This is a genomic window from Pantoea sp. MHSD4 (genome assembly GCF_021043305.1).
GTDB lineage: Bacteria > Pseudomonadota > Gammaproteobacteria > Enterobacterales > Enterobacteriaceae > Pantoea > Pantoea eucalypti.
The window spans coordinates 22,971-49,409 of sequence record NZ_JAJNDH010000010.1; the positions used below are offsets into that span (position 1 = coordinate 22,971).

Sequence of the window (26,439 nt, forward strand, 5' to 3'; positions counted from 1 at the left end):
TGTCGCTCTCCGTGCCAGGCTTTTACCTGCACAGCACCACACGCGGTTGAACATTATAGGGTGTACTCCGGCCAAATATTTCTCACCGAAGGCGGCATATTATACAGGTAAGTTTCGATTGCTGCAAATATCTCCTGAGATACCCGCCATCAGGGTCAGCGTGTACACTAGCTTCCCCGATGATGATGCCGGAAAGAGAGAGTTATGCCCGTAGTCCAGGTCGCCCTGCCCGTCCCCTTGCCCCGCCTGTTTGACTATCTGCCGCCACAGGGTGCGCAGCCGGTCATCGGCGGTCGCGTAAGTGTGCCCTTTGGCAATCGCAGGATGATCGGGATTGTAGTCGCCTTTCGTGACAGCAGCGATCTGCCGGAAGCACAACTCAGGCAAGTGATCGAGGTGCTGGATAGTGAGTCACTCTATCCGCCGTCGCTGTGGCGCATCCTTAACTGGGCCGCCAGCTACTATCATTCGCCGCAGGGAGAAGTGCTGAGCCATGCCATTCCAGTGCTGCTGCGCCAGGGCAAAGCGGCGCAGGATAATCCCTTATGGCGCTGGGAAATTACCGAGCAGGGCCGGGCAACGGCACCCGAAAGTTTAAAGCGGGCCCCGAAACAGCAGCAGGCACTGGCAGCACTGCGTCAGCAACCCCTCTATCGTCATCAGGTCAGTGAACATGACCTTACGGAAGCCACGCTGCAGGCTCTGCGGGCCAAAGGGTTGTGCGAACTGCATGAGCATCAGCCGCAGATGCACGACTGGCGTACTACCTATGCTGTGAAAGGCGAGCGTCTGCGACTGAATACGGATCAGGCGATGGCAGTAGGTGCGATTCGGGCAGATGATGAGCATTATGCTGCGTGGCTGCTGGCGGGCATTACCGGTTCCGGCAAAACCGAGGTTTACCTCAGCGTGCTGGAAAATGTGCTGGCACGCGGTAAACAGGCGCTGGTGCTGGTGCCGGAGATTGGCTTAACTCCGCAGACTATCGCCCGCTTTCGCGAACGTTTCGATGCGCCCATCGATGTGCTGCACTCCGCCTTAAATGACAGTGAGCGGCTGGCGGTGTGGTTACGTGCACGGCGCGGTGAAACGGCGATTGTGATTGGCACGCGATCGGCGCTGTTTACGCCGCTGGCCCGTCCTGGCGTCATCATCATTGATGAAGAGCATGACAGCTCTTATAAACAGCAGGAAGGCTGGCGTTATCAGGCGCGCGATCTGGCCGTTTTCCGCGCGCATGAAGAGGATATCCCGATTGTTATGGGATCGGCGACCCCCGCTCTGGAGACGCTGCACAATGTCCGCAGCGGCAAGTATCGCCAGCTCGACCTGACAAAGCGCGCCGGCAATGCCAGACCGGCGCTGCAACAGCTTATCGACTTAAAAGGTGTGCAGCTGATCGGCGGCCTGGCACCGGGCCTGATTGGTAAAATGCGCCAGCATCTGCAGGCCGATAATCAGGTGCTGCTGTTTCTTAACCGCCGCGGCTTTTCGCCCGCCCTGCTCTGTCACGACTGCGGCTGGATTGCCGAATGTACCCGCTGCGATCGCTACTACACGCTGCACCAGCATCATCGCCAGCTACGCTGCCACCATTGCGACAGCCAGCGTCCGCTGCCTAATCAATGCCCGCAGTGTGGTTCAACGCATCTGCTGCCGGTAGGTGTCGGAACCGAACAGCTGGAGCAGCAGCTCGGTACACTCTTCCCTGGCGTGCCGGTGTCGCGAATTGACCGTGATACCACCAGCCGCAAAGGGGCGCTGGAGCAGCATCTGGCTGACGTTCATCGCGGCGGCGCACGCATTCTGGTCGGCACCCAGATGCTGGCCAAGGGGCATCATTTCCCGGATGTCACCCTGGTGTCGCTGCTGGATGTTGATGGCGCACTGTTCTCAGCCGATTTTCGCGCGGCAGAACGCTTTGCGCAGCTCTATACTCAGGTCGCCGGTCGTGCTGGCCGCGCTGGCAAGCAGGGCGAGGTGTTATTACAGACGCATCATCCGGAACATCCTCTGCTTCAGACACTGCTGCACCAGGGATATTCGGCATTTGCGCAGCAGGCGCTGCTGGAGCGACAGGCAGTTCACCTGCCGCCCTGGAGCCGCCATGCGCTGTTCCGCGCGGAAGATATGGACAATCAGCAGGCGGCGGAATTTCTGCAACAACTCCGTAACTTGCTGGAGGCGAGCCCGCTCAATGACAAGGCGATGTGGTTTATGGGTCCATTGCCGGCTCTGCAGCCAAAACGCAGCGGACGCTGGCGCTGGCAACTGCTGCTGCAGCATCCTTCCCGACAGCGTTTGCAACAGCTGCTGAGCAGTTCATTGCCGCTGGTTTCCACGCTACCCGCCGCGCGCAAAGTGAAATGGACGCTGGATATTGACCCGACAGAGAGCTGATTTTTTCTGACACTGCGAGCCAGATCGAAAAATGTCGCATAAGTCACAATTTTTATGCAAATTAAGTAACAACCAGCCGGGCAATCGTTAACAATGTTGCCCGGTTTGCTTTCAGGTCAGGCAAAAACAAAATCGAACGCGCCATAACGCGTCAGGAGCATGTGTTGGAGCAGAATCAACAACCGCCCGCCGCCACGATGAAGGATGTCGCGGAACACGCGGGCGTCTCAACCGCCACCGTATCGCGTGCGCTGATGAATCCAGAGAAGGTTTCTGCGGCTACCCGCCATAAAGTCGAGAAGGCGGTTGCCGCCGTCGGCTATGCGGCCCATGGCCCCACACGCAACGCGCGTCGTAATGAGACGCGTACCATCCTGGTCATTGTCCCTGACATCTGCGATCCCTTCTTTAGTGAAATCATTCGTGGCGTCGAAGTCACAGCCGCCGAAGAGGGCTATCTGGTGCTGATCGGCGATTGCGCCCATCAGAATCAGCAGGAGAGAACCTTTCTTAACCTGATGGTCACACGACAGATCGATGGCATGGTGCTGCTTGGCTCACAACTGCCTTTTGATGCCAGCATTGATGAGCAACGCAACTTGCCACCCATGGTGATGGCGAATGAGTTTGCACCGGAAATGTCGCTGCCCACGGTTCACATTGATAACCTGACTGCCGCGTTTGAAGCGGTAAATCATCTGCTGCAGTTAGGTCATACGCAGATCGCCTGTATCGCCGGGCCGGAAGAGATGCCACTCTGTCAGTATCGTTTACAGGGTTATGTCCAGGCGATGCGTCGCAGCGGGCTGACGGTCGATCCCACCTATATTGTGCGCGGTGACTTCACCTTTGAAGCAGGCGTTGCCGCCATGAATCAGCTGATGACTCTGCCGCAACCGCCGCGCGCGTTGTTCTGTCACAGCGACATTATGGCGCTGGGCGCGATGAATCAGGCCAGACGCTGCGGGCTGCGGATACCGGAAGATCTCTCTGTGGTGGGATTTGATGACATTGAGTTATCACGTTACTGCGAGCCACCGCTGACGACGGTCACACAACCACGCTATCAGATAGGCCGGGAAGCGATGCTTCTGCTGCTGGATGAGTTAAATGGCAAACGGGTGATCAGCGGCTCGCGGCTGCTGGATGCCGGTTTAACGATTCGGGGCAGTACGGCACGCGCAAAAAAGCGTGAAAAATAAGCGTATTCGTCTGGTTTTTTCAGTAGATTCTTAAGGCGAACACAGCTGGTCAAAGTTCCGGCCCTTAAGTAACATGGCGGACTCCTTGCCGGGCGCGTAAAAATCATCATTTCGCCCAACTGGCACTATTTTTGAAGGGTATAAGAACGAGAGTGGCACAAAAAGATTATGTAGGCCGCGGGCGTTCAACAGGGACGCGTCGCAAAAAAAGCCCCAGCCGTGGCAAGAAGAGCAAAGGCGGTTCGGGAACTTCTAAATTGATGATTGTACTGGCGGTCGCTGTGTTGGTGACCTTTGCCGGTGGTTTATGGTTCCTGGCGCATCATAAGAAAGAAGACGTGCCGGTCATTACGGATCATAAAGCCAACGGCAATGGCTTACCGCCGAAGCCTGAAGAACGCTGGAAATACATTAAAGAGCTGGAAAACCGTCAGGTTACTGTGCCGACACCGATCGAACCCTCTTCGGGTGGCGAAGTGAAGTCGCAGACCCAATTGACCGATGAACAGCGCCAGTTGCTGGAGCAGATGCAGGCTGATATGCGTCAGCAGCCAACACAGCTCAATGAAGTGCCGTGGAATGAACAGACGCCGGCGCAACGTCAGCAGACGCTGCAGCATCAGCAGCAATTGCAACAGCTGCAACGCCAACAGCAGCAGGTTCAGCAACAGCAGCAGGTTCAGCAGCAGCAACAGGTTCAGCAACAACGTCAGCAGCAACAGGTTCAGCAACAACGTCAGCAGTTGCAGGCTCAGCAACAACAGCAACGCCAGCTGCAGTTGCAGCAACAACAACAGCGTCAACAACAGCAGCAGTTGCAACGTCAGCAGCAGCAGCAGCAGCAAAACGTACAGCGCCAGTCGCAACCTGCGCCAGTAACGCGGGAACCAGACGTGCAGACAAAGCCACAGGAGACCGCGAAGGCGAAACCGGCGGAGAAAGCCTCTTCGCAGCGCTGGATGGTGCAGTGTGGTTCGTTCAAAGGCACTGACCAGGCTGAGTCGGTACGTGCGGGCTTAGCCTTTGAAGGCTTTGAAAGCCGCATTACCACCGGTGGCGGCTGGAATCGTGTGGTGATTGGTCCGTATAAAGATCGCGCATCCGCTGACAGCACCCTGAAACGTCTTCGCAGTTCCGGACACTCCAGCTGTATTCCGCTCTCCGTTGGGGGTTGAAACCCGTCAAACCCGCCCCATATCTGTTGCATGATACTCCGCGCCCCGTGCGCGGAGTCCTTTTCCGACAGCAACAAGGGGTCTGCCCGTGACAACAATAGTAAGTGTACGACGCAACGGCCAGGTAGTGATTGGCGGTGATGGCCAGGCTACGCTCGGCAATACCGTGATGAAAGGCAACGTTAAAAAAGTGCGTCGTTTATACAACGATAAGGTGATTGCCGGATTTGCTGGCGGCACCGCAGACGCCTTCACCCTGTTTGAACTTTTCGAACGTAAACTGGAAATGCATCAGGGCCACCTGGTGAAAGCAGCGGTGGAGCTGGCCAAAGACTGGCGTACCGACCGTATGCTGCGCCGCCTTGAAGCTTTACTGGCCGTCGCGGATGAGTCAGCCTCACTGATCATCAGCGGTAACGGTGATGTCATCCAGCCTGAAAACGATCTGATCGCCATCGGCTCCGGTGGGCCTTTCGCCCAGGCAGCGGCACGTGCGCTGCTGGAGAATACCGAAATGGGCGCACGCGACATCGTCGAGAAGTCGCTGAATATCGCGGGTGATATCTGCATCTACACTAACCACAACGTTAATTTCGAAGAATTAACGTCTAAGGCGTAAGGGTATAAATATGTCTGAGATGACTCCACGCGAAATCGTTAGCGAACTGAACCGCTTTATCATCGGCCAGGACAGCGCCAAGCGCGCCGTGGCTATTGCACTGCGCAACCGCTGGCGCCGCATGCAGCTCGACGAAGAGCTGCGCCATGAAGTGACCCCAAAAAATATCCTGATGATCGGTCCGACCGGTGTCGGTAAAACCGAGATCGCACGTCGTCTGGCAAAGCTGGCGAATGCACCGTTCATCAAAGTCGAGGCGACCAAGTTTACCGAAGTCGGTTATGTCGGTAAGGAAGTGGACTCTATCATTCGTGATCTGACTGATTCCGCCATCAAGATGGTGCGCAGTCAGGCGATTGAAAAGAATAAATACCGTGCCGAAGAGATGGCAGAAGAGCGCATTCTTGATGTGCTGATTCCACCCGCGAAAAACAACTGGGGTCAGGCTGAGCAGAGTGCTGAACCCTCTGCAGCGCGTCAGTCATTCCGCAAGAAGCTGCGCGAAGGCCAGCTGGATGATAAAGAGATTGAAATCGATCTGGCGGCCAGCAGCCCAGGCGTCGAAATCATGGCGCCTCCGGGCATGGAAGAGATGACCAGCCAGCTGCAGTCGATGTTCCAGAACCTCGGCGGCCAGAAGCAGAAAGCCCGCAAGCTGAAGATCAAAGAAGCGATGAAGCTCCTGATCGAAGAAGAAGCGGCAAAACTGGTTAACCCGGAAGAGCTTAAGCAGGATGCGATTGAAGCGGTCGAGCAGCACGGTATCGTGTTCATCGATGAGATCGATAAAATCTGTAAGCGCGGCGGCCAGAATGCGGGCGGACCCGATGTCTCTCGCGAAGGCGTTCAGCGCGACCTGCTGCCGCTGGTTGAAGGCTGCACCGTCTCCACCAAGCACGGCATGGTCAAAACCGACCATATCCTGTTTATCGCCTCAGGCGCGTTTCAGGTTGCCAGCCCTTCCGATCTGATTCCGGAACTTCAGGGTCGTCTGCCGATTCGTGTTGAGCTACAGGCGCTGACCGTCAATGATTTCCAGCGCATCCTGACCGAACCGAATGCCTCGATTACCGTGCAGTACAAAGCACTGATGAATACCGAAGGCGTGAACATTGAGTTCACCGAAGAGGGTATTCGCCGGATCGCTGAAGCCGCATGGCAGGTTAACGAAACCACCGAGAACATCGGTGCGCGCCGCCTGCATACCGTGCTGGAGCGCCTGATGGAAGATATCTCGTATGACGCCAGCGATCGTCACGGTGAATCCTTTACCATTGATGCTGACTATGTGGCTAAACACCTGGATGAACTGGTGGCTGACGAAGACCTTAGCCGCTTCATTCTCTGATTCACTGATTCAGCGCTTTTCCGAAGCCCAGCCCACCCGGCTGGGCTTTTTTATGCATGTTCTTGATCGAACGATGCTTTTTTCATACTGATGATTTTGCCAACAATCTGCATATAGCGATATACTTACCCTTCCTGTGGCAAACAGACGAAACCCTTATGAAATACGATACATCTGAACTCTGCGATATCTACCATGAAGAAGTGAATGTTGTTGAACCGCTTTTTTCAAACTTTGGTGGGCGCACTTCATTCGGTGGTCAGATTACCACAGTGAAATGCTTTGAAGACAACGGCTTACTCTACGATCTGCTGGAAGAGAATGGCCGTGGTCGCGTACTGGTGATTGATGGCGGCGGCTCAGTGCGCCGTGCGCTGGTCGATGCCCAACTGGCACGCCTGGCGGCAACTAACGAATGGGAAGGCCTGGTGGTTTACGGTTCGGTACGTCAGGTTGATGAGCTGGAAGAGCTGGAGATTGGCATTCATGCCATTGCCGCGATTCCGGCTGGCGCTGCGGGTGAAGGGATTGGCGAAAGCGATGTGCGCGTCAACTTCGGCGGCGTCACCTTCTTCTCTGGTGACCATCTCTATGCCGACAACACCGGTATCATTCTGTCAGAGGATGCGCTGGACCTCGAATAGGCCAGACATGAAAACGGGTGCCAGAGCACCCGTTTTTCACATCAGCTGAGGCTTCAAACCTCTTCCATTTTTCCCAGCAATGCACGCAGACGTTCCTGCCACACGTGTTGCTCTTCTTTCAGATGCTGATTTTCGCGCATCAGCGCATCGTGGTTACCCGCGACTTGTTGCGCATCGTTACGCAGTGAGTTGTTCTGCTCTTTCAGCTCTTCGATTTCCATCTGCAACAGCGTGATGGTATCAATCGCCTGCTGTACTTTCGCTTCAAGTTTCTCAAATACTTCAAATGACATCTTTCTGACCTCTCCTAAATTCCTGCAAGGCGTTGATGATGCCAGCTTAAGCCAGCAACGTTGTCCCGATTGTATGTAGCCTCACCCCTCAAGTCCAGCAACGCGGCCGCTGCGAGCGCAGTCTGTAACACTTTTCAGCCAATCCCTGAATTTGCGCTGCGCTTACTGCGTCTGCTTTCCAGCACGTGTCCACCCTCTCTGTCATCAGGCGCGAATATGGGCTAAGGAAAGCCGGAATACGCGAAAACGCGCATTTTTATGACGCAGTACACAAAAAATGATTTCGCTATTTCTCGTTTATGTTCGTTAACGATAAATTCACATCAGCCCTACATTAAAGCTGGGTGCCTCACGGACTGAGAACAAAAACTGATAAAATTTAACCTCGCTTCAGGAACCACTATTATGAGTCAGACAACTAACACGCTCAAAGGTCAGTGTATTGCCGAATTTCTGGGGACAGGCTTGATTATTTTCTTTGGCGCAGGCTGTGTAGCTGCGCTGAAACTTGCCGGTGCCGCCTTCGGTCAGTGGGAAATCTGCATCATCTGGGGCTTAGCCGTCTCAATGGCTGTCTATCTTACCGCTGGGGTATCTGGCGCGCATCTGAACCCTGCCGTTACCGTTGCACTCTGCCTGTTCGCCAACTTTGAAGGCCGTAAAGTGGTGCCGTATATTCTGGCGCAAATCGCCGGGGCATTCTGCGCGGCCGCGCTGGTTTATGGTCTCTACTACAGCCTGTTTTTCGATTACGAACAGAGTCATCAGATGGTACGCGGTACGGTTCAGAGTCTGGACCTGGCGGGTATCTTCTCAACCTATCCTAATCCGCACATCAGCGTAGGCCAGGCGTTCCTGGTTGAAATGGTTATTACCGCAGTGCTTATGGCGGTGATTATGGCGCTGACCGACGATGGCAACGGTGTCCCACGTGGACCGATGGCGCCGCTGTTGATCGGTCTGCTGGTCGCAGTCATTGGTGGCTCAATGGGTCCGCTGACCGGCTTTGCGCTTAACCCGGCACGTGATTTCGGACCTAAGCTGTTCGCCTTCTTCGCTGGCTGGGGTAACGTTGCCTTCACGGGTGGTAAAGATATCCCTTACTTCCTGGTACCAATTTTTGGCCCGCTGGTGGGTGCCTGCCTGGGTGCAGTAGGTTACCGCACACTGATTGGCCGCTACCTGCCAGGTGCCGCACAGGAACCGAGTGTTCCAGCAGACAAACCGGTTGCACGCGCTCAGCAGCGTAAAGCGTAAGTTTCACTTTTTATCATCAGGAATGAATTTATGACTACCACAGATAAAAAATACATTGTCGCACTCGATCAGGGTACAACCAGTTCACGCGCCGTCATTCTCGACCACGACTCCAACATCGTCGCGGTATCGCAGCGCGAATTCACCCAGATCTACCCGAAAGCGGGCTGGGTTGAACATGACCCGATGGATATCTGGGCTTCACAAAGCTCTACGCTGGTTGAAGTGCTGGCACATGCCGATATCCGCTCTGATGAGATTGCGGCAATCGGTATCACCAACCAGCGCGAAACCGCTATCGTCTGGGAAAAAGAGACCGGTAAGCCGATCTACAACGCCATCGTCTGGCAGGATCCCCGCACCGCTGACTATTGTCACAAACTGAAGAAAGAGGGTCTGGAAGAGTACATCCAGCACACCACGGGTCTGGTGATTAACCCTTACTTCTCCGGTACGAAAGTGAAGTGGATTCTGGATCACGTTGAAGGTGCGCGTGAGCGTGCAAAACGTGGCGAGCTGCTGTTCGGTACCGTCGATACCTGGCTGGTCTGGAAAATGACTCAGGGACGCGTGCACATCACCGACTACACCAACGCCTCCCGTACCATGATGTTCAACATTCACAAGCTGGAGTGGGATCAGCGCATGCTGGATATCCTGGATATCCCGCGTGAAATGCTGCCAGAAGTGAAGTCCTCTTCTGAAGTTTACGGTCAGACCAACATTGGTGGTAAAGGCGGTACACGTATTCCTATCGCCGGTATCGCCGGTGACCAGCAGGCCGCGCTGTATGGCCAGTTGTGTGTACAGCCTGGCATGGCGAAAAATACCTACGGCACCGGCTGCTTCATGCTGATGAACACCGGTACTGAAGCGGTGACCTCAACCCACGGCCTGCTGACCACCATCGCCTGTGGCCCGCGCGGTGAAGTGAACTATGCGCTGGAAGGTGCCGTGTTTATCGGTGGTGCCTCTATTCAGTGGCTGCGTGATGAGATGAAGCTGATCAGTGAAGCGGCTGACTCTGAATACTTCGCGATGAAAGTGAAAGATACCAACGGCGTTTACATGGTGCCTGCTTTCACCGGCTTGGGCGCACCTTACTGGGACCCGTATGCCCGTGGCGCGATCTTCGGTCTGACCCGTGGCGCAAACTCTAACCACATCATCCGCGCGACGCTGGAGTCGATCGCTTATCAGACACGTGACGTTCTGGAAGCGATGCAGAATGATGCCAATACCCGCCTGCAGGCGCTGCGTGTAGACGGCGGTGCGGTGTCCAACAACTTCCTGATGCAGTTCCAGGCTGACATCCTCGGCACCCGTGTTGAGCGTCCGGAAGTGCGTGAAGTGACCGCGCTGGGTTCTGCGTATCTGGCGGGTCTGGCTGTTGGCTTCTGGCAGGATCTGGATGAAGTGCGCTCTAAAGCCGTTATTGAGCGTGAGTTCCGTCCAAGCCTGGAAACCACCGAGCGTAACTTCCGTTATGCTGGCTGGAAAAAAGCGGTTGCCCGCGCACAGGCGTGGGAAGAACAGGAGTAATATCAACGCCCGCGACATTGCCGTCGCGGGCCTTTTCCCCGCCCCGCTCCCCCGCTGTGTTACACTGCCTGCCGGTTTTTTGTCAGGTAGATGCCATGAAACGAGAACTTGCCATTGAATTTTCCCGCGTAACCGAAGCTGCCGCCCTGGCAGGCTATCACTGGTTAGGACGCGGTGACAAAAATGCGGCTGACGGTGCGGCTGTCCATGCCATGCGTCATGTCCTGAACTCCATTGAAATTGACGGTCAGATTGTGATCGGTGAAGGCGAAATCGACGAAGCCCCGATGCTCTATATCGGTGAAAAAGTCGGTACCGGTCACGGCGATGCCGTTGATATTGCCGTCGATCCGATTGAGGGTACCCGCATGACGGCACTGGGCCAGGCCAATGCGCTGGCTGTGATGGCCGTGGGCGATAAAGGCAGCTTTCTGCACGCTCCCGACATGTATATGGAAAAACTGATCGTGGGTCCTGCAGCACAGGGCGTGATCGACCTTGACCTGCCGCTTGAAACTAACCTGCGTAATATCGCAATAGCGATGAACAAGCCGTTGTCACAGCTGACCGTATCCATCCTGGCTAAGCCACGCCATGATGTGGTGATTAGCGAGTTACAGCAGCTGGGCGTGCGGGTATTTACCTTCCCGGATGGTGACGTTGCCGCCTCAATTCTGACCTGCATGCCAGACAGCGAAGTCGATGTGATGTATGGCATCGGCGGCGCACCGGAAGGCGTCGTTTCAGCAGCGGTGATCCGTGCGCTGGACGGTGATATGCAGGGTCGGCTGCTGGCGCGTCATCACGTCAAAGGCGACAGCGCTGAAAACCGGCGCCTCGGCGAGCAGGAGCTGCAGCGCTGTGCGGAGATGGGGATTGAAGCGGGTAAGAAGCTGACGCTAGGTGAGATGGCGCGCAATGACAACGTAGTGTTTGCCGCCACCGGCATTACCAGTGGCGAACTACTGAAAGGCATTACGCGTCAGGGCAATGTCGCCACCAGCGAAACCCTGCTGATTCGCGGTAAATCTCGCACTATTCGCCGCATCCAGTCGATTCATTATCTTGACCGTAAGGATCCGGCACTCCATCCGTTTATCCTGTAACCGGCTGGTTGCCGCGCTCCGGCTGACGTGAGAGTGGCAACCAGCAGAGCAGCATCACCAGTGCCGTAAAGAACATCAGCATGCCAAGGCTGAACTGATCGCGCTGCGGCATCATGGCTGAAAGCCACGCGACAAGACCCGATCCCAGGTTCTGCATTCCGCCAATCAGTGCACCCGCGCTGCCAGCCAGCCAGGCATACGGCTCCATTGCCCCTGAAGTCGCCAGCGGGAACAGCATGCCAGCCCCAAAGAAGAACATCGCGGCCGGAACCAGCAGCGTCCAGATATTCATTACGCCAAACCATGCCGGGATCCACATCAGGATGCCCGCCAGCAGACAGCTATTCACGCCCCACCACATCAGACTGTGCCATGAACCCTGCTCGCGTCCCGCGAACCAGGCACCGAAGAACGCCGCCGGAATGGGCAGAATGAACAGGATACTGACGGTCAGGCTGTGCAGGCCGAGCACGCCGCCCAGTAGCACGCCACAGCTCGACTCAAATACCGCAATACCCGCCAGCGCACCAATCAGCAGGACAATGTAGCGAACGAAATTTGCGTCGCTGAGCAGCCGGGCATAGCGTTTGAAGAATGGGGTCACTTCAGCACTCTGTGGCCGGGTTTCCGGCAGCCAGCGCGCCATAGACAAAGTAACCGCCAGACAGAGCAGCAGCAGAAAGGCGAAACAGGCGTGCCAGCCAAAGAGCTGGGTCAACAGTGCACCAATCACCGGTGCCAGCAACGGGCTGACCAGAATGCCCATATTAAGCAGGCTGTTGGCACGGCGCAGCGCGTGCCCCTCATAGAGATCACGCGGCATGGTACGGGCCATTACGCCAGCTACGCCGGTTCCCAGTCCCTGAATCGCGCTGCCGAGCACCAGCATATCGAGTGAGGTCGCCATCAATGCCGTGATTGCGCCGATCATAAAGATCATCATGCCTGCAAGGATCACCGGACGCCGACCGACACTGTCTGACAGCGGGCCGTAGATCAGCTGGGATCCGCCATAGGTCATCAGATAGGCCGCCATCACACGCTGCAGCGCGCCATCCCGCACATTCAGCGCGTCCGCCATCACCGACATCGCCGGGACGTAGATGGTCTGCGCCATCTGCCCGACAGCCACCAGCACAATGAGCATCACCAACAGCGGGCGATTTTCCAGTTTACTAATCATGATTATGCAAAATTTCTTTCTGTGAAAGGAGGTTAAAACAGCGGTTCACCCGCCAGTCATCTTGTTATGGCGGGCAAAATATCAGGATTAGATGACAAAGCGAGAGGCAGGCCGAAAGGTCCCGGCTTGCGCCTGTCAAGTTTATGCACCAGCCTGTAAAGACAAAGCAACAGTTTGTCGATTAGAGCCTTTGCCCGGCCACAAGCTGGCAATCTCATCGGGCAGCCGCGAAAATAGAAACCTGCCGGAATAATCAACAACCAGGGAGTGATTATGGCTGAGTGGGTCAATGCTGAAGTAAAGGAAGTGAAAAACTGGACGGATGCGCTGTTCAGTCTGCGGGTAACAGCGCCCATCGATCCCTTTATCGCGGGGCAATTTGCCAAACTGGCTCTGGAAATTGACGGCGAGCGGGTGCAGCGCGCTTACTCTTTCGTCAATGCGCCAAAGGATGACCTGCTGGAGTTTTACCTGGTTACCGTGCCCGATGGCAAGCTGAGTCCGCATCTGCAGGCCCTTCAGCCTGGCGATCAAGTGATGGTCACGAAAGAAGCCGCGGGATTCTTTGTGCTTGATGAAGTCCCGGCGTGCAGAACATTATGGATGCTGGCAACCGGCACCGCTATTGGCCCTTACCTTTCTATGCTTCAGCAGGGCGAAGGACTGGATCGCTTTGAAAACATCGTGCTGGTCCATGCCGCACGCTATGCGGACGACCTGAGCTTTCTGCCACTGATGCAGCAGCTGCAACAGCGTTATCAGGGCAAGCTGCACATCCAGACGGTGGTGAGCCGCGAAACGATCCCCGGTTCGCTGACGGGCCGGGTTCCGGCGCTGATCGAAAATGGCGAGATGGAGCGTGCCACCGGATTAACGCTGGATGCCGACAGCAGCCATGTGATGCTGTGCGGCAACCCGCAGATGGTGCGCGACACCCAGCAATTACTGAAAGAGACGCGCGAAATGCGTAAACACCTGAAGCGCAAGCCGGGCCATATCACCAGCGAACATTACTGGTGAGCCAGTTGCCGGTATCGCACCGGCTGCGTCGCGGTACCAAACCGGTTAGCGCCGGGGGTGCCGCGAAAAACGCCGAGTTCGAGCAGCAGGCCAGCGAATAACACAAAGGGAATGGCGCGACCCAGCAGCCAGGGCAGAATGCCGCCCAGCATGCTCCAGTTTCCCGCCACCAGCAGCCAGGCCACTATCACCAGAAATCCCCAGTAGCCGGGACGATTACGATCGTGCAGACGTTTTACAATGACCGCGCTGGCGGGCCACATCAGGCAGACCACCCCGAAAGCCGCCATCTGGGTTTCAACCCAGTCGTTTGCTGCCAGGGTAAATAACAGTGTCGTTGTCAGCAACCAGACTGCCTGCCAGATCCAGAAATCACGTCGTCCCAGCCTGCCACGCCAGGAAAAACACCATTGTTGTAACGTCATGCATTATCATCCAGAGAGAAAAGAACCGCCGCGCTTTTGACCTCGCGGATAAAAACCGTTTTAATTTGCGCCTGAGTTTACGGGTTAGGATCGACAAAATGAAGAATTTGCCTGGCGCACTGCTGTTATCGTTTGCGCTGACGGTTCCGGTCTTTGCCGCCGATCCGCCACCGCAGGAACGGCCCGATGCATTACCCACCGCGCCCTACCTGCTGGCGGGTGCGCCCACCTTTGATATGACTATCGGCCAGTTTCGCGAAAAGTATAATCTGGCTAATGCGACGCTGATGCTGCCGGAATATCGCGCCATTGATAATCGGGGCGACAAAAGTAACCTGACGCGTGCTGCCAGCAAAATTAACGAGACGCTCTATGCGTCTACCGCGCTGGAGCCCGGTACCGGCAAAATCAAGACGCTGCAGATCACCTGGCTGCCACTGCCTGGCCCGGATCAGAACGCCTCTGAGCAAAAAGCCATGGCCTACATGACCGCTATGCTGCGCTTCTTTGTACCGGGATTAGGTGCAGACGAGGGACGCAAAAAGCTGGAGAGCTTACTGAAGGAGGGCAAGGATTTGCCTTACTTTGCGCAGGTCGATGGCGCGCTTCGCTTTGTGGTCGCTGATAACGGCGACAAGGGGCTAACCTTCGCTGTCGAGCCGGTAAAACTTGCGCTTGCTCCCCCCTGAAGATGTCGCTGAAAATGACGAAAAGCAAAGCCATCGCTACATTTGATCTCTATACTGTTTCGCAGACAACGCTGCCAGCTGGCAGCGATTTTTCATGTATCGCGTTATGCGGAGGATAGAATGCGACATCCACTGGTTATGGGTAACTGGAAGTTGAATGGCAGCAAGCAACTCACTGCTGAACTGATCGCGGGTCTGCGCAAGGAACTCTCTGGCGTTGACGGTTGTGGCGTGGCCATTGCACCGCCAGCGCTCTATCTCGAGCAGGCAAAACATGCCATCTCCGGTAGCCACATCGCACTGGGTGCGCAGAACGTGGACGTTAACCTGTCTGGCGCGTTTACCGGTGAAGTTTCCGCAGAGATGCTGAAAGATATCGGCGCGAAATATATCATCATCGGTCACTCAGAACGCCGCACTTATCACAAAGAGAGCGACGAGTTCATCGCGAAGAAATATGCGGTGCTGAAGTCAGTGGGCCTGGTTCCTGTGCTGTGCATTGGTGAAACCGAAGCGGAAAACGAAGCGGGTAAAACCGAAGAAGTCTGCGCTCGTCAGCTGGATGCCGTTCTGGAAACGCAGGGCGCCGAAGCGTTTAAAGATGCGGTTATCGCGTATGAGCCCGTCTGGGCCATCGGTACCGGCAAATCTGCGACCCCTGCTCAGGCACAGGCCGTGCACAAATTCATTCGTGATCATATTGCGAAGAAAGATGCGGCTATCGCAGAACAAATCATCATTCAGTATGGCGGCTCAGTGAACGACAAGAATGCTGCTGAGCTGTTCACCCAGCCTGATATCGATGGCGCGCTGGTTGGCGGTGCGTCACTGAAAGCAGATGCTTTCGCGGTAATCGTTAAAGCAGCGGCGGCGGCAAAAAGCGCCTAAGCATTAGCATTCCGGTCAAGGGCGGCGCTTAAGCCGCCTTTTTTATGGGCGCAATCAGCTCACAGGCGTGATCCTGCACTTCCTCCGCCGAACCCCTGTTCAGCAGCAGCCAGTTCCGCTCTATCGCCATCAGCACCAGTCGCCCATCGCTTAATTCCGCCAGTGCCAGACCATATTTCCCCATCTCTGTGCGCGCCTCTGGCCGCTCATCGGCCAGCCGGATAAAGGCACTCTGCTGAGTCAGTTCATCTGGCGTCAGAGCTCGCAGCCAGTAGCGGTGCTTACGCAGCGTAATGTCCTGCCACTGACCGCTAAGCTGCGGCGTCAGCCGATCCAGCTGCTGACGCACATCGGGTCGCAGACAGGAGAGATGAATATGGAGTTGATTCTGCGTACGGCCATACTGTGAATTGATCGCCAGTGAAAGAACCCGATCATCAATGGGAGAGCCGCGTCGCTCTGCAAGCAGAGAGCGTTCATGCCAGGCAAGGGCAAAGTAGTTGGGCGTAGCGGGTTGCAGTAACCGTGGGCTTTCGATGCCGGTGATTTTGTCGAGCGGGATCAGCAGATACTGCAACGGCCCATTCATATCTTTCAGCATGGCATAGCGATGCTGCTGATCGACACGCTGACAGGGCGCCGGGTCTCCGCTGCTCTGCTGATGAGGCACACATTTCTCGCTGACAATCTGCCACAGCGCATCACTGTTCTTTTTGAAATGCAGTGCGGCAACCAGTATCCCCGCAATGACCAGCACCAGCAGAACCGCAACCAGACTGGTTGCACGACGATGTGTCGGCATAACAACGCTTCCTGAATGGTTTAGCAGCCTGCATCCTCGCCTGGCGGGAAAAAAATGTCACGGGGAATTCGGGCAGATCAGTCAGCAGCCGGGCAGAGAAAAGAGAAAGGTGGGATTGTTGCGGGTGAGCGGTCAGCGCAGGGAGCGCTGACCGCAACGTATTACGGTTTCATGACCTGGTCATAGCTGCCGCCATCGGCGAAGTGCGCTTTCTGAGCCTCTGCCCAGCCACCAAATTTGTCCTTGATGGTAAACAGCTTCACCGGCGCAAACTGGCTGGCAAATTTCTTCGCGATTTCAGCATCACGCGGACGATAGTAGTTCTGAGCAGCGATAGTCTGACCTTCTGGCGAGTAGAGGTATTTCAGATAGGCGTCTGCGACTTTGCGCGTTCCCTTTTCATCTACCACTTTATCGACCACGGACACGGTGGGTTCAGCCAGAATCGATTCGCTCGGGGTGACAATCTCGAACTTGTCTTTACCCAATTTGTTAACCGCCAGATAAGCTTCGTTTTCCCAGGCAATCAGCACATCACCAATCCCGCGTTCAACGAAGGTGTTAGTTGCGCCGCGTGCACCGGAATCCTGCACCTCAACGTTTTTAAACAGCGCTCTGACGTACGCCAGCGCTTTGGCCTGATCGCCGTTGTTATGATCCAGCGCCCAGCCCCAGGCCGCCAGATAGTTCCAGCGTGCGCCGCCAGAGGTTTTCGGGTTTGGGGTAATCACGGACACGCCGGGTTTGGTCAGGTCGCTCCAGTCGTGAATGCCCTTGGGATTATCTTTGCGGACCAGGAAGACAATGGTGGAGGTGTAAGGCGCGGAGTTGTCTGGCAGACGCTGAATCCAGTTCTTATCAATACGACCGCGTTCTGCAATAGCATCGACATCCGATTGCAACGCCAGCGTAACCACATCCGCACGGATGCCGTTAATCACTGAAGTTGCCTGCTTGCCGGAGCCACCGTGCGACTGACGGACCACGACATTATCGCCGGTTTCCTGTTTGTAGTGCGCACTGAACGCTTTGTTGTACTGTTCGTACAGCTCACGGGTTGGATCGTAGGAAACGTTTAACAGCTGAATGTCTTTCGCCAGAACGCTGGTTGAGGCCAGCAACAGGGTAACGCCGATACTCCACTTGTTCATTACGCACTCTCCCAATGTCGTTATGGGCTAAGCGTGACATAAACCATTACAGAGCTAAAAGAATTAAAAATAAGCTGTTATAACCGGGGGGAATATAGCGGGGATATGCCGGGGCATGCTGTGCAGCACACCCCCGCAGAAGAATCAGTAGAGTTTTTTCGCCGTGTCGAGCCAGTCGCGCTTGAACGGACGTTTCATGTTTTCAATCGCGTCGACGATGTCGTGATGCACCATCTTCTCATTCTGAATACCCACGCAACGGCCACCGTAACCCTGCATCAGCAGTTCAATGGAGTAAGCGCCCATGCGTGACGCCAGGATACGGTCATACGCACAAGGTGCACCGCCACGCTGAATATGGCCCAGAACGGTCGAACGGGTTTCACGTTTGGTTTCTGTTTCAATGAAACGCGCCAGGTCGTCGATATCGCAGATGTGCTCAGTAATCGCCACGATAGCGTGCTTTTTACCTTTGGCGATGCCTGCTTTGATTTCCGCTACCAGCTCTTCGCGGGTGTACGGGAATTCTGGCAGGACGATGAACTCGCAGCCACCGGCAATCGCCGCCGCCAGGGTCAGATCGCCACAGTAGCGGCCCATCACTTCAACAATCGAGATACGCTGATGCGAGGAAGAGGTGTCGCGAAGACGGTCAATCGCTTCAACCACGGTTTCCAGTGCAGTGAAATAACCGATGGTGTAATCCGTTCCGGCCACATCGTTATCGATGGTGCCTGGCAAACCAATGCAGGGGAAGCCCATTTCAGTCAGGCGCTTAGCACCCATGTAAGATCCGTCACCACCAATCACCACCAGTGCATCAATGCCGCGCTTTTTCATGTTCTCAATGGCAACCTGGCGCACATCTTCATTACGGAACTCGGGGAAACGCGCTGAGCCCAGGAAAGTGCCGCCGCGGTTAATCATGTCGGAGACGCTGTAGCGATCAAGATTGATCATGCGATCTTCGTACAATCCCAGATAGCCATCATAGATCCCAAAAACTTCCAGTCCTTCACTCAGCGCGGAACGTACCACTCCACGAATAGCTGCGTTCATGCCTGGGGCGTCACCGCCGCTGGTTAATACACCAATTTTTTTGATCATGACAACCTCTGGATTGTTCAAAACTAAGGGTTAATCCTGCCTGTCGATCGCTGCAGAAGATCATTTCACGATTAGCGCGACATGTGATGGCAGATAGTATATCAAAGGCTTGCTGCTGAATTGATTCAGGTCAGACAACTTTTCACTATTTTTTGCAGCAAAGTTAGCGCTACGTCATCCCTTCCGTATCGATTTGATTCATTTACGTTAAAAACCTAAAGAGTCCCTGGTCTCAGACGGTACCACAGAACAGGGATCCTGATGGATAATTACGTCAGACCCGGGAAATTCTTTGCGTAATGCTTTCTCAACCTGGTCGGCAACCCGATGCGCCTGAACCAGTGGCAGCTGATCTTCCAGTTCCAGATGAAGCTGAATAAATTTGGTCGGGCCGGACTGCCGGGTTCGCAGATCATGTACGCCCTGCACCTGCGGCCAGTTTGTCGCAAGCGTCAGGATTTGCTGCCGTTCATTTTCCGGCAATGCGCGATCCAGCAATGACTGTACGGCTTCGTAGCCCATCCGCAATGCGCTATAAAGAATGAAAACACCAATCCCCAGCGCAAACAGGGCATCCGCCCGTACAACGCCATAGCTGCTCAGCACCAGCGCAATCAGTATGGCGCCATTCATGATGACGTCGGATTGATAGTGCAGCATGTCAGCCCGAATGGCCTGACTGCGGGTTTTACGCACTACCCAGCGCTGAAAGGCAACCAGTACCAGCGTTGAGCTCAGTGCCACAATGGTTACTACAATACCAACACCCGGCGCCCGCATCTCGCTGGGGGAGGCAAGATGCTGCAGGCCGGTCAGAAACAGAAACAGTGCCGAGCCGGAGATAAACATACTTTGTGCCAGCGCCGCCAGCGACTCCGCTTTGCCGTGCCCGAACGTGTGATTTTCATCAGCAGGCTGCAGCGCATAGCGCACCACCAGCAGGTTGGTTAGCGATGCAGCGATATCCACCAGCGAGTCCACCAGTGAAGCCAGCAAACTCACTGAACCGGTGTACCACCAGGCAAAAATTTTCACGAGTAACAGCACAGACGCAAGAATGGTGGCCGCGAGCGCAGCACGCTTTACCAGTCGGCCATAAGAGTGTTGCATGCCAGATTCCCTATGCAGCATCAGTGAAGATGCACACTTAAAGAGATGAATGGCTGAAGTTTAACACCGGGAGGCGGGCTGTGCTTAGGAGGTCATTCGATGAAGAAGGCTGTTTTGAAATCGCGACAGGAATAAGCAGGTACAAAAAACAAGCCCCGGCCTGGGAAGGACGGGGCGAAGTGTTATACACATCATTGCCTGGCTACTTTCAGCCGCGGGCTAATTCCAGGAACGTGTCGGCGACTACTTTTTGCCGCCTTTTTTCCCGGCTTCAGATGCTTTTTCACGATCGTTTTTGAAATTTCCGCCGCCGCTGTTCTGTCCGCCTTTTTTGCCAGCTTCAGACGCTTTTTGCGGATTATCTGCGAAATTACCTGAACCACCACGATGCTCTGCCATAACTTACTCCGTTAATAGATTTATCAGGACTACATAATGTGGTTGTTGCTCCCTGAGACTTCGCAAAGACACTTAACTTCCCTGCAGTGACAAGATTTAGTGTAGAAGGTGTGACTGAACCAGCAAGCGTAACGCGGGGAATGTATCTCACTGAAAAATATAATTAAAATGTTAATGACTTGTCTGCAATTCATTTAGTTTCAGTAAGTTATGATATTTTCATGATGAAAAAATGCTCACCGGCTCGCTTAAATTTACAGCATGTTCCAGATATTAAGAAATCAGCGATTCTTCCCAACAAATTCCCGACAAGCGCTAATAAAACGGGGGTTTTGTTGTGCGGTGATGATTCCTGTCAAAATAAAAAAAGTGAAAAAAAGATAAAAAAAACCCCCACCATCATGGTGGGGGAAGACAGGGATGTGTCTATGGCAAGGAAAACAGGGATACTATATTACTGGTTACTGCTGGTACTACTCACTGCCTGCAGCGATGAAGCTGACTGCAAATTCGAAAACTGTCGCAGCTCGTTAAGTCGCCGCTGGTAATTTTTCTGTAACGCGGACTGCTGGGCCGGCGTTAGCAGTTGAAACATTTGATTCTGTACGCGCGCCATCTCGACCTGTTGTTCAACCTGAACTCTGGCGATGACTTCCGCCTTTTGGCGAATGGCCGCTTCGTTAAACTGGTCTGCAGTCACTAATTCGTGTAATGCAGCGATATCGTCAATATGAACGACCGGGCGATCATGTCTTGCCTGTTGCATAAGGTCTCGCATCTGCTGACGCTGTTCTTCAGTCAGCTCGATGCCGTCGAACATGTGGCTTTGCGGATTTTGCGTCATACTGCCTGTCGGCAATCCGCCATGATGCATCTCGTCAATCGTCGTCGCATCTTTAGCATCTGCGCTGGCGACACTCAGAGCCATCGCTGAGGCAAGGACGACGGCGGTTAATTTGCGCATCGTATACTCCAGTTCGTTCCGTTTTGCGATTCAACGAGAGCCAGTGTACGGCGACAGCTGCAAACATCCGTCAGGGGGTGTAAAACTACGTAAAGCGATGGATAGGTGCGCCAGGAACACGGTATTTTGCCTGCGGAGGGCTACAAAAATGAATAAAATCCTGTTGGTAGATGACGACCGCGAATTAACTTCGCTTTTGAAAGAACTGTTAGAAATGGAAGGGTTTGAAGTGGTCGTCGCCAGTGATGGTGAACAAGCGCTGAACCTGATCGATAACTCGATTGATTTGCTTTTACTGGATGTCATGATGCCGAAGAAAAACGGTATCGACACTCTGAAAGAACTGCGTCAGCAACATCAAACCCCCGTCATCATGCTAACGGCGCGCGGCAGCGAGCTGGATCGTGTTCTGGGCCTCGAACTGGGCGCAGATGACTATCTGCCTAAGCCGTTTAACGATCGCGAGCTGGTGGCGCGTATCCGCGCTATTTTGCGGCGTTCTAACTGGAGTGAACAGCAGCAACACGACAACAGCTCGCCCACACTGGAAGTGGACTGTCTGAGACTCAATCCCGGCCGTCAGGAGGCCAGTTTTGATGACGTTACGCTGGATTTGACCGGCACAGAATTCACCCTGCTCTATCTGCTGGCGCAGCACCTGGGCCAGGTCGTGTCGCGTGAACATCTGAGCCAGGAAGTGCTGGGCAAACGCCTGACACCTTTTGACCGTGCCATTGATATGCATATCTCGAATCTGCGTCGCAAGCTGCCTGAGCGCCGTGATGGTCATCCCTGGTTTAAAACCTTACGTGGCCGTGGCTACCTGATGGTTTCCGCATCATGATTGGAAGTCTGACCACCCGTATCTTCGCCATCTTCTGGTTGACGCTGGCGCTGGTGTTGATGCTGGTGTTGATGGTTCCCAAGCTCGATTCACGACAGATGACCTCGCTGCTGGAAAGTGAACAGCGGCAGGGCATCATGATTGAGCAACACGTTGAAGCAGAGCTGTCACAGGATCCCCCTAACGATCTGATGTGGTGGCGTCGTCTGTTTCGTGCCGTGGAAAAATGGGCACCGCCGGGTCAGCGGCTGCTGTTAGTAACCAGTGAAGGTCGGGTGATTGGCGCGCAACATAATGAAATGCAGGTTATCCGCAATTTTATCGGCCAGTCTGACAATGCCGATCATCCTCAGAAGAAGAAATATGGTCGCGTTGAGCTGGTAGGGCCTTTTGCCGTTCGCGATGGCGAAGATAACTACCAGCTTTACATGATCCGTCCCGCCAATAGCTCTCAGCTCGACTTCGTCAATCTGCTGTTTGACCGTCCGTTGCTGCTGCTTATCGTCACCATGCTCATCAGCTCACCGCTGCTGCTGTGGCTGGCCTGGAGCCTGGCACGTCCGGCACGTAAGCTGAAATATGCTGCTGACGAAGTCGCAAGCGGGAATCTACGTCAGCATCCGGAACTGGAGTCGGGTCCGCAGGAGTTTCTGGCTGCGGGTTCCAGCTTTAACCAGATGGTCAGTGCGCTGGAACGGATGATGACCGGTCAGCAACGTCTGTTATCGGATATCAGTCATGAACTTCGCACCCCACTGACCCGCCTGCAACTGGCTACCGCCCTGCTGCGTCGGCGTCAGGGTGAAGGTAAAGAGCTGGGCCGCATTGAGATGGAAGCACAGCGTCTCGATGGCATGATTAACGATCTGTTGGTGCTCTCCCGCACCCAGCATAAAAATGCGCTGGTCAGCGAAGCAATGAAGGCAAATCAATTGTGGAATGGGGTGCTGGAAGATGCCCGTTTCGAAGCTGAGCAGATGGGCAAGAAGATGGATATCCCCTATCCGCCAGGCCCGTGGCCGCTTTATGGGAACCCTCATGCGCTGGAGAGTGCGCTGGAAAATATTGTGCGCAATGCGCTGCGCTATTCACACACGCACATCAGCGTCAGCTTCTCCGTTGATATTTCCGGTATCACGGTCCACGTCGATGATGATGGTCCTGGCGTGAGTCCGGAAGATCGTGAACAGATTTTCCGTCCTTTCTATCGAACCGATGAAGCGCGCGATCGCGAATCAGGCGGCACCGGTCTTGGCCTGGCAATTGTCGAAACGGCCGTGCAGCAACATCGCGGCTGGGTTAAAGCCGATGACAGTCCATTAGGCGGTTTGCGTCTGACCCTCTGGTTGCCGCTCTACTCCTCCGGCCGTCAATAATTTGCTATGCTTCGGCCCCTGTCATCGGGGGCCTTATGCTTAACATTGTCTTGTTTGAACCAGAAATTCCGCCGAATACCGGCAATATCATCCGCCTTTGCGCCAATACGGGCTTTCAGCTTCATTTGATTCAGCCGCTCGGCTTTGCCTGGGATGACAAGCGCTTACGTCGCGCCGGGCTGGATTATCACGAATTCACCGCCATCAAATTCCATGCTGACTATCAGGCGTTTATCGCCACTGAGTCGCCTGAGCGTCTGTTTGCACTGACGACCAAAGGGACGCCTGCACACAGCGCCGTCGCCTATCAGGCGGGCGATTATCTGCTGTTTGGGCCGGAGAGCCGCGGATTGCCTGCCGAGATCCTGGCCGCGTTACCGGCGCAGCAAAAAATCCGCATCCCGATGAGAGCAGAAAGCCGGAGTATGAATTTGTCGAATGCTGTATCGGTTGTGGTTTATGAAGCGTGGCGCCAGCTTGATTACGCGGGCGCGCTGATCAAAGACTAGATGCCGTCGCCAAACTGAAAACCGGCCAGGCTGCCATTGAAGTGCTGATCCATATCCATCGACGGCTTCTCACTGCCTGGCTTACCGACGATACGCGCGGGAACGCCTGCGGCAGTGGTGTGCGGCGGCACGGGCTGTAACACCACGGAACCGGCACCGATTTTTGCTCCCTTGCCGACTTCAATATTGCCAAGGACTTTCGCGCCGGCACCAATCATCACCCCTTCACGGATTTTCGGATGACGGTCTCCACTGGTTTTGCCGGTACCGCCCAGCGTCACCGATTGCAGAATCGAAACATCATTTTCCACCACGGCGGTTTCACCAATCACTATGCCTGTGGCATGGTCGAGCATAATGCCGTGGCCAATATGGGCGGCGGGGTGAATATCGACGGCAAAGGAGACAGAGATTTCGTTCTGCAGGTAAACCGCCAGTGCGCGTCGGCCTTCATTCCACAGCCAGTGGCCAATGCGGTAGGCCTGTAAGGCGTGAAAACCTTTAAGGTAGAGCAGCGGCGTAGAGTATTTATCCACTGCCGGGTCGCGCTGACGCACAGCCTGAATATCGTAAGCCGCTGACATAATCATCGACGGATCTTCACGATAGGCTTCTTCAACGATTTCACGAATGGCGATGGCGGGCATAATCGGGTTAGCCAGCTTGTTGGCCAGCATATAACTCAGTGCGCTACCGAGATTTTCATGTTTTAGCAATGTCGCGTGGAAGAAGCTGGCAAGCATCGGCTCACAATCAGCCAGGGCACGCGCTTCTGCTTTGATATTGTTCCAGACCAGTTCTAACTCATCAGACGACATTGCTGCTTTCTCCCGATAAAAAAAGCGCCTGAATGGGCGCTGCAGGTAATGATGCTACGCGTCCTGCGTTAGCCAGTGCTGTTTTCGTCCTTCCTTGTGCGTCCCAGCAAGCTCAATGCTGCATCTCTCGCCGGTTTTTCGCAATACAGCACCTGATAAATCTGCTCGGTAATCGGCATTTCCACACCCAGCCGCGCAGCCAATGCCTTGACTTCTTTGGTGTTTCTATAGCCTTCTACAACTTGTCCGATAATGCGTTGTGCGCTATCTACATCCTCGCCCTGGCCCAGCATCATGCCAAAACGGCGGTTACGCGACTGATTATCAGTACAGGTCAGTACCAGATCGCCCAGACCGGCCATGCCCATAAACGTCGTGGGATCGGCACCCAGCGCTGCACCTAACCGGCTCATTTCAGTCAGACCGCGGGTGATCAGTGCGGTACGCGCATTCGCGCCAAAACCTATTCCGTCGGAGATTCCGGCTCCGATAGCAATCACGTTTTTTACTGCGCCGCCGAGCTGGACGCCAATAAAGTCAGGGTTGTTATAAACACGGAAGCTCTTACCGCAGTGCAGTTTCTGCTGCAGGTCGTCTGCAAACTGCGCATCCGTTGCGGCCAGCGCGATGGCGGTCGGTAATCCGGCTGCCAGTTCTTTCGCAAAAGTGGGTCCGGAGATGACGGCCAGCGGAATAGTATCGCCGACAATTTCACGCGCCACATCCTGCAGCAGACGACCCGTCTCTTTTTCCAGCCCTTTAGTCGCCCAGACAATGCGTGAGTCTGGTCGCAGATGAGGCTTGATCTGCTGCAGCACATCGCCAAAGACATGACTCGGCACCACGATCAATAAGTCGCGGCTGGCAGCAATAGCTTTGGTCAGATCAGATTCAAGGGAAAGATTGTCGGGAAACGGCACATCGGGCAGGAAAGCGGTGTTACAGCGGTCATTCTGAAGTTGAGCCAGATGCGTCGGGTTATGTCCCCACAACAGCACCGGATGGCCGTTACGGGCCAGCGTAATCGCCAAAGCGGTGCCGTAAGAACCGGCACCGATGACGCTAATCGAAGCGTGAGTTTCCATCAGGCATCCTGATGTGGTTCAGCACCTTCTTCACCTTGCTGCTGCTGCAGATAGTTCATGAACAGCGCATCAAAGTTAACCGGTGCCAGGTTCAGCTGCGGGAAGGTACCACGGGATACCAGGCTGGTAATGCATTCGCGAGCGTACGGGAACAGAATGTTCGGGCAGTATGCACCCAGGCAATGTGCCATCTGCGTTCCTTCGATACCGCTGATGGTGAAGATACCGGCCTGCTGAACTTCACACAGGAAAGCCGTCTCTTCGCCCACAGTCGCGGTTACAGTCACACGAAGTACCACTTCGTAAACTTCGTCAGCCAGCTGAGAAGATGCAGTGTCCAGATCCAGTTTAACGTCCGGTTCCCACTCTTTCTGGAAAACCTGCGGGGCATTAGGCGCTTCAAAAGAGATGTCTTTGGTGAAGACGCGCTGAATCTGGAATTGCATTTCGTTCGAGTTATGTTCTGACATGTGACCAAATCCT

General features: G+C 54.8%; 27 protein-coding genes. 15 read left to right on the forward strand and 12 right to left on the reverse strand.

The genetic code is table 11. The annotated features are described in order from the left end of the window. The first annotated feature begins 204 nt into the window (after window positions 1-204). From priA to rraA, 6 genes are all read left to right on the forward strand, one after another. The gene (priA, locus tag LQK91_RS20780) at window positions 205-2,400 is read left to right on the forward strand and encodes a primosomal protein N' (protein WP_003851229.1); all 2,196 of its coding nucleotides are present in this window, start codon (window positions 205-207) and stop codon (window positions 2,398-2,400) included. A 164-nt stretch (window positions 2,401-2,564) separates the two neighbouring features. After that, window positions 2,565-3,602: a DNA-binding transcriptional regulator CytR gene (cytR, locus tag LQK91_RS20785; protein WP_008926938.1), complete on the forward strand. Its 1,038-nt coding sequence runs from the start codon at window positions 2,565-2,567 to the stop codon at window positions 3,600-3,602. Between the two features lie 152 nt (window positions 3,603-3,754). Beyond that, window positions 3,755-4,777, forward strand: coding sequence for a cell division protein FtsN (gene ftsN, locus LQK91_RS20790; protein ID WP_105100113.1), 1,023 nt, complete (start codon window positions 3,755-3,757; stop codon window positions 4,775-4,777). 88 nt (window positions 4,778-4,865) lie between these two features. Continuing rightward, window positions 4,866-5,396 carry an ATP-dependent protease subunit HslV gene (hslV, locus tag LQK91_RS20795; RefSeq protein WP_003851234.1) on the forward strand — a complete coding sequence of 177 codons (531 nt, stop codon included), beginning with the start codon at window positions 4,866-4,868 and terminating at the stop codon, window positions 5,394-5,396. A 10-nt stretch (window positions 5,397-5,406) separates the two neighbouring features. Then, window positions 5,407-6,744, forward strand: a complete 1,338-nt coding sequence (gene hslU / locus LQK91_RS20800) for an HslU--HslV peptidase ATPase subunit (RefSeq protein ID WP_003851236.1) — start codon at window positions 5,407-5,409, stop codon at window positions 6,742-6,744. Window positions 6,745-6,902: 158 nt separating this feature from the next. Further along, the gene (gene rraA / locus LQK91_RS20805; protein WP_105100112.1) at window positions 6,903-7,388 is read left to right on the forward strand and encodes a ribonuclease E activity regulator RraA; all 486 of its coding nucleotides are present in this window, start codon (window positions 6,903-6,905) and stop codon (window positions 7,386-7,388) included. Window positions 7,389-7,441: 53 nt separating this feature from the next. On the opposite strand, the gene zapB is transcribed toward rraA, so the two are convergent. Next, window positions 7,442-7,681 (reverse strand): cell division protein ZapB, encoded by a 240-nt coding sequence (zapB, locus tag LQK91_RS20810; protein ID WP_003851242.1) that lies wholly within the window; start codon window positions 7,679-7,681, stop codon window positions 7,442-7,444. A gap of 405 nt (window positions 7,682-8,086) precedes the next feature. On the opposite strand from zapB, the gene LQK91_RS20815 reads away from it, so the two are divergent. The 3 genes from LQK91_RS20815 to glpX all read left to right on the forward strand — a co-directional run bounded on the left by LQK91_RS20815 (window position 8,087) and on the right by glpX (window position 11,586). Further along, complete coding sequence (locus tag LQK91_RS20815) at window positions 8,087-8,938, forward strand: MIP/aquaporin family protein (RefSeq protein WP_003851244.1); 852 nt, start codon at window positions 8,087-8,089, stop codon at window positions 8,936-8,938. A 30-nt stretch (window positions 8,939-8,968) separates the two neighbouring features. Continuing rightward, window positions 8,969-10,480, forward strand: a complete 1,512-nt coding sequence (gene glpK, locus LQK91_RS20820) for a glycerol kinase GlpK (RefSeq protein WP_003851245.1) — start codon at window positions 8,969-8,971, stop codon at window positions 10,478-10,480. A 95-nt stretch (window positions 10,481-10,575) separates the two neighbouring features. Continuing rightward, the gene (gene glpX, locus LQK91_RS20825) at window positions 10,576-11,586 is read left to right on the forward strand and encodes a class II fructose-bisphosphatase (protein WP_105100111.1); all 1,011 of its coding nucleotides are present in this window, start codon (window positions 10,576-10,578) and stop codon (window positions 11,584-11,586) included. Here the strand turns inward: glpX and emrD are convergent. Next, complete coding sequence (emrD, locus tag LQK91_RS20830) at window positions 11,576-12,769, reverse strand: multidrug efflux MFS transporter EmrD (RefSeq protein ID WP_105100110.1); 1,194 nt, start codon at window positions 12,767-12,769, stop codon at window positions 11,576-11,578. The two genes, glpX and emrD, sit on opposite strands and share 11 nt — an antisense overlap. 273 nt (window positions 12,770-13,042) lie before the next feature. On the opposite strand from emrD, the gene fpr reads away from it, so the two are divergent. Beyond that, window positions 13,043-13,789, forward strand: coding sequence for a ferredoxin--NADP(+) reductase (gene fpr / locus LQK91_RS20835; protein ID WP_105100109.1), 747 nt, complete (start codon window positions 13,043-13,045; stop codon window positions 13,787-13,789). Here fpr and LQK91_RS20840 read toward each other — a convergent pair. Then, window positions 13,780-14,214: a DUF805 domain-containing protein gene (locus LQK91_RS20840; RefSeq protein ID WP_105100108.1), complete on the reverse strand. Its 435-nt coding sequence runs from the start codon at window positions 14,212-14,214 to the stop codon at window positions 13,780-13,782. The two genes, fpr and LQK91_RS20840, sit on opposite strands and share 10 nt — an antisense overlap. A 98-nt stretch (window positions 14,215-14,312) precedes the next feature. On the opposite strand from LQK91_RS20840, the gene LQK91_RS20845 reads away from it, so the two are divergent. Further along, window positions 14,313-14,903, forward strand: coding sequence for a DUF1454 family protein (locus tag LQK91_RS20845; protein ID WP_003851254.1), 591 nt, complete (start codon window positions 14,313-14,315; stop codon window positions 14,901-14,903). 120 nt (window positions 14,904-15,023) lie between these two features. Beyond that, window positions 15,024-15,791, forward strand: coding sequence for a triose-phosphate isomerase (gene tpiA / locus LQK91_RS20850; RefSeq protein WP_105100107.1), 768 nt, complete (start codon window positions 15,024-15,026; stop codon window positions 15,789-15,791). A gap of 28 nt (window positions 15,792-15,819) precedes the next feature. Here tpiA and LQK91_RS20855 read toward each other — a convergent pair whose 3' ends face one another. The 6 genes from LQK91_RS20855 to cpxP all read right to left on the reverse strand — a co-directional run bounded on the left by LQK91_RS20855 (window position 15,820) and on the right by cpxP (window position 21,324). Next, entirely contained in the window at window positions 15,820-16,593 is a 774-nt protein-coding gene (locus LQK91_RS20855; RefSeq protein ID WP_003851260.1) for a CDP-diacylglycerol diphosphatase, read from the reverse strand. Between the two features lie 161 nt (window positions 16,594-16,754). Continuing rightward, window positions 16,755-17,744: a sulfate ABC transporter substrate-binding protein gene (locus tag LQK91_RS20860; protein ID WP_003851261.1), complete on the reverse strand. Its 990-nt coding sequence runs from the start codon at window positions 17,742-17,744 to the stop codon at window positions 16,755-16,757. 144 nt (window positions 17,745-17,888) lie between these two features. After that, complete coding sequence (gene pfkA, locus LQK91_RS20865) at window positions 17,889-18,851, reverse strand: 6-phosphofructokinase (protein ID WP_003851263.1); 963 nt, start codon at window positions 18,849-18,851, stop codon at window positions 17,889-17,891. A 207-nt stretch (window positions 18,852-19,058) separates the two neighbouring features. Next, a complete protein-coding gene (fieF, locus tag LQK91_RS20870; protein WP_003851265.1) occupies window positions 19,059-19,961 on the reverse strand; it encodes a CDF family cation-efflux transporter FieF in 903 nt (300 codons plus the stop codon). A gap of 243 nt (window positions 19,962-20,204) precedes the next feature. Then, window positions 20,205-20,360 carry a general stress protein gene (locus LQK91_RS20875; protein WP_003851267.1) on the reverse strand — a complete coding sequence of 52 codons (156 nt, stop codon included), beginning with the start codon at window positions 20,358-20,360 and terminating at the stop codon, window positions 20,205-20,207. 454 nt (window positions 20,361-20,814) lie between these two features. Then, window positions 20,815-21,324: a cell-envelope stress modulator CpxP gene (gene cpxP / locus LQK91_RS20880; protein ID WP_003851271.1), complete on the reverse strand. Its 510-nt coding sequence runs from the start codon at window positions 21,322-21,324 to the stop codon at window positions 20,815-20,817. 148 nt (window positions 21,325-21,472) lie between these two features. On the opposite strand from cpxP, the gene cpxR reads away from it, so the two are divergent. Genes cpxR through trmL form a run of 3 tightly spaced genes read left to right on the forward strand, consistent with a single transcriptional unit; the run spans window position 21,473 to window position 24,053 of the window. Then, complete coding sequence (gene cpxR, locus LQK91_RS20885; RefSeq protein ID WP_003851274.1) at window positions 21,473-22,168, forward strand: envelope stress response regulator transcription factor CpxR; 696 nt, start codon at window positions 21,473-21,475, stop codon at window positions 22,166-22,168. Further along, window positions 22,165-23,544, forward strand: a complete 1,380-nt coding sequence (gene cpxA / locus LQK91_RS20890) for an envelope stress sensor histidine kinase CpxA (RefSeq protein WP_003851276.1) — start codon at window positions 22,165-22,167, stop codon at window positions 23,542-23,544. The genes cpxR and cpxA overlap by 4 nt, the downstream gene beginning before the upstream one ends. 35 nt (window positions 23,545-23,579) lie before the next feature. Then, window positions 23,580-24,053: a tRNA (uridine(34)/cytosine(34)/5-carboxymethylaminomethyluridine(34)-2'-O)-methyltransferase TrmL gene (trmL, locus tag LQK91_RS20895; protein ID WP_003851277.1), complete on the forward strand. Its 474-nt coding sequence runs from the start codon at window positions 23,580-23,582 to the stop codon at window positions 24,051-24,053. On the opposite strand, the gene cysE is transcribed toward trmL, so the two are convergent. The 3 genes from cysE to secB all read right to left on the reverse strand — a co-directional run bounded on the left by cysE (window position 24,050) and on the right by secB (window position 26,426). Further along, window positions 24,050-24,871 carry a serine O-acetyltransferase gene (cysE, locus tag LQK91_RS20900; protein ID WP_003851279.1) on the reverse strand — a complete coding sequence of 274 codons (822 nt, stop codon included), beginning with the start codon at window positions 24,869-24,871 and terminating at the stop codon, window positions 24,050-24,052. The genes trmL and cysE overlap by 4 nt on opposite strands. A 68-nt stretch (window positions 24,872-24,939) precedes the next feature. Beyond that, complete coding sequence (gene gpsA, locus LQK91_RS20905; protein WP_003851280.1) at window positions 24,940-25,956, reverse strand: NAD(P)H-dependent glycerol-3-phosphate dehydrogenase; 1,017 nt, start codon at window positions 25,954-25,956, stop codon at window positions 24,940-24,942. Continuing rightward, entirely contained in the window at window positions 25,956-26,426 is a 471-nt protein-coding gene (secB, locus tag LQK91_RS20910) for a protein-export chaperone SecB (protein WP_003851281.1), read from the reverse strand. The genes gpsA and secB overlap by 1 nt, the downstream gene beginning before the upstream one ends. Between the last annotated feature and the right edge of the window lie 13 nt (window positions 26,427-26,439).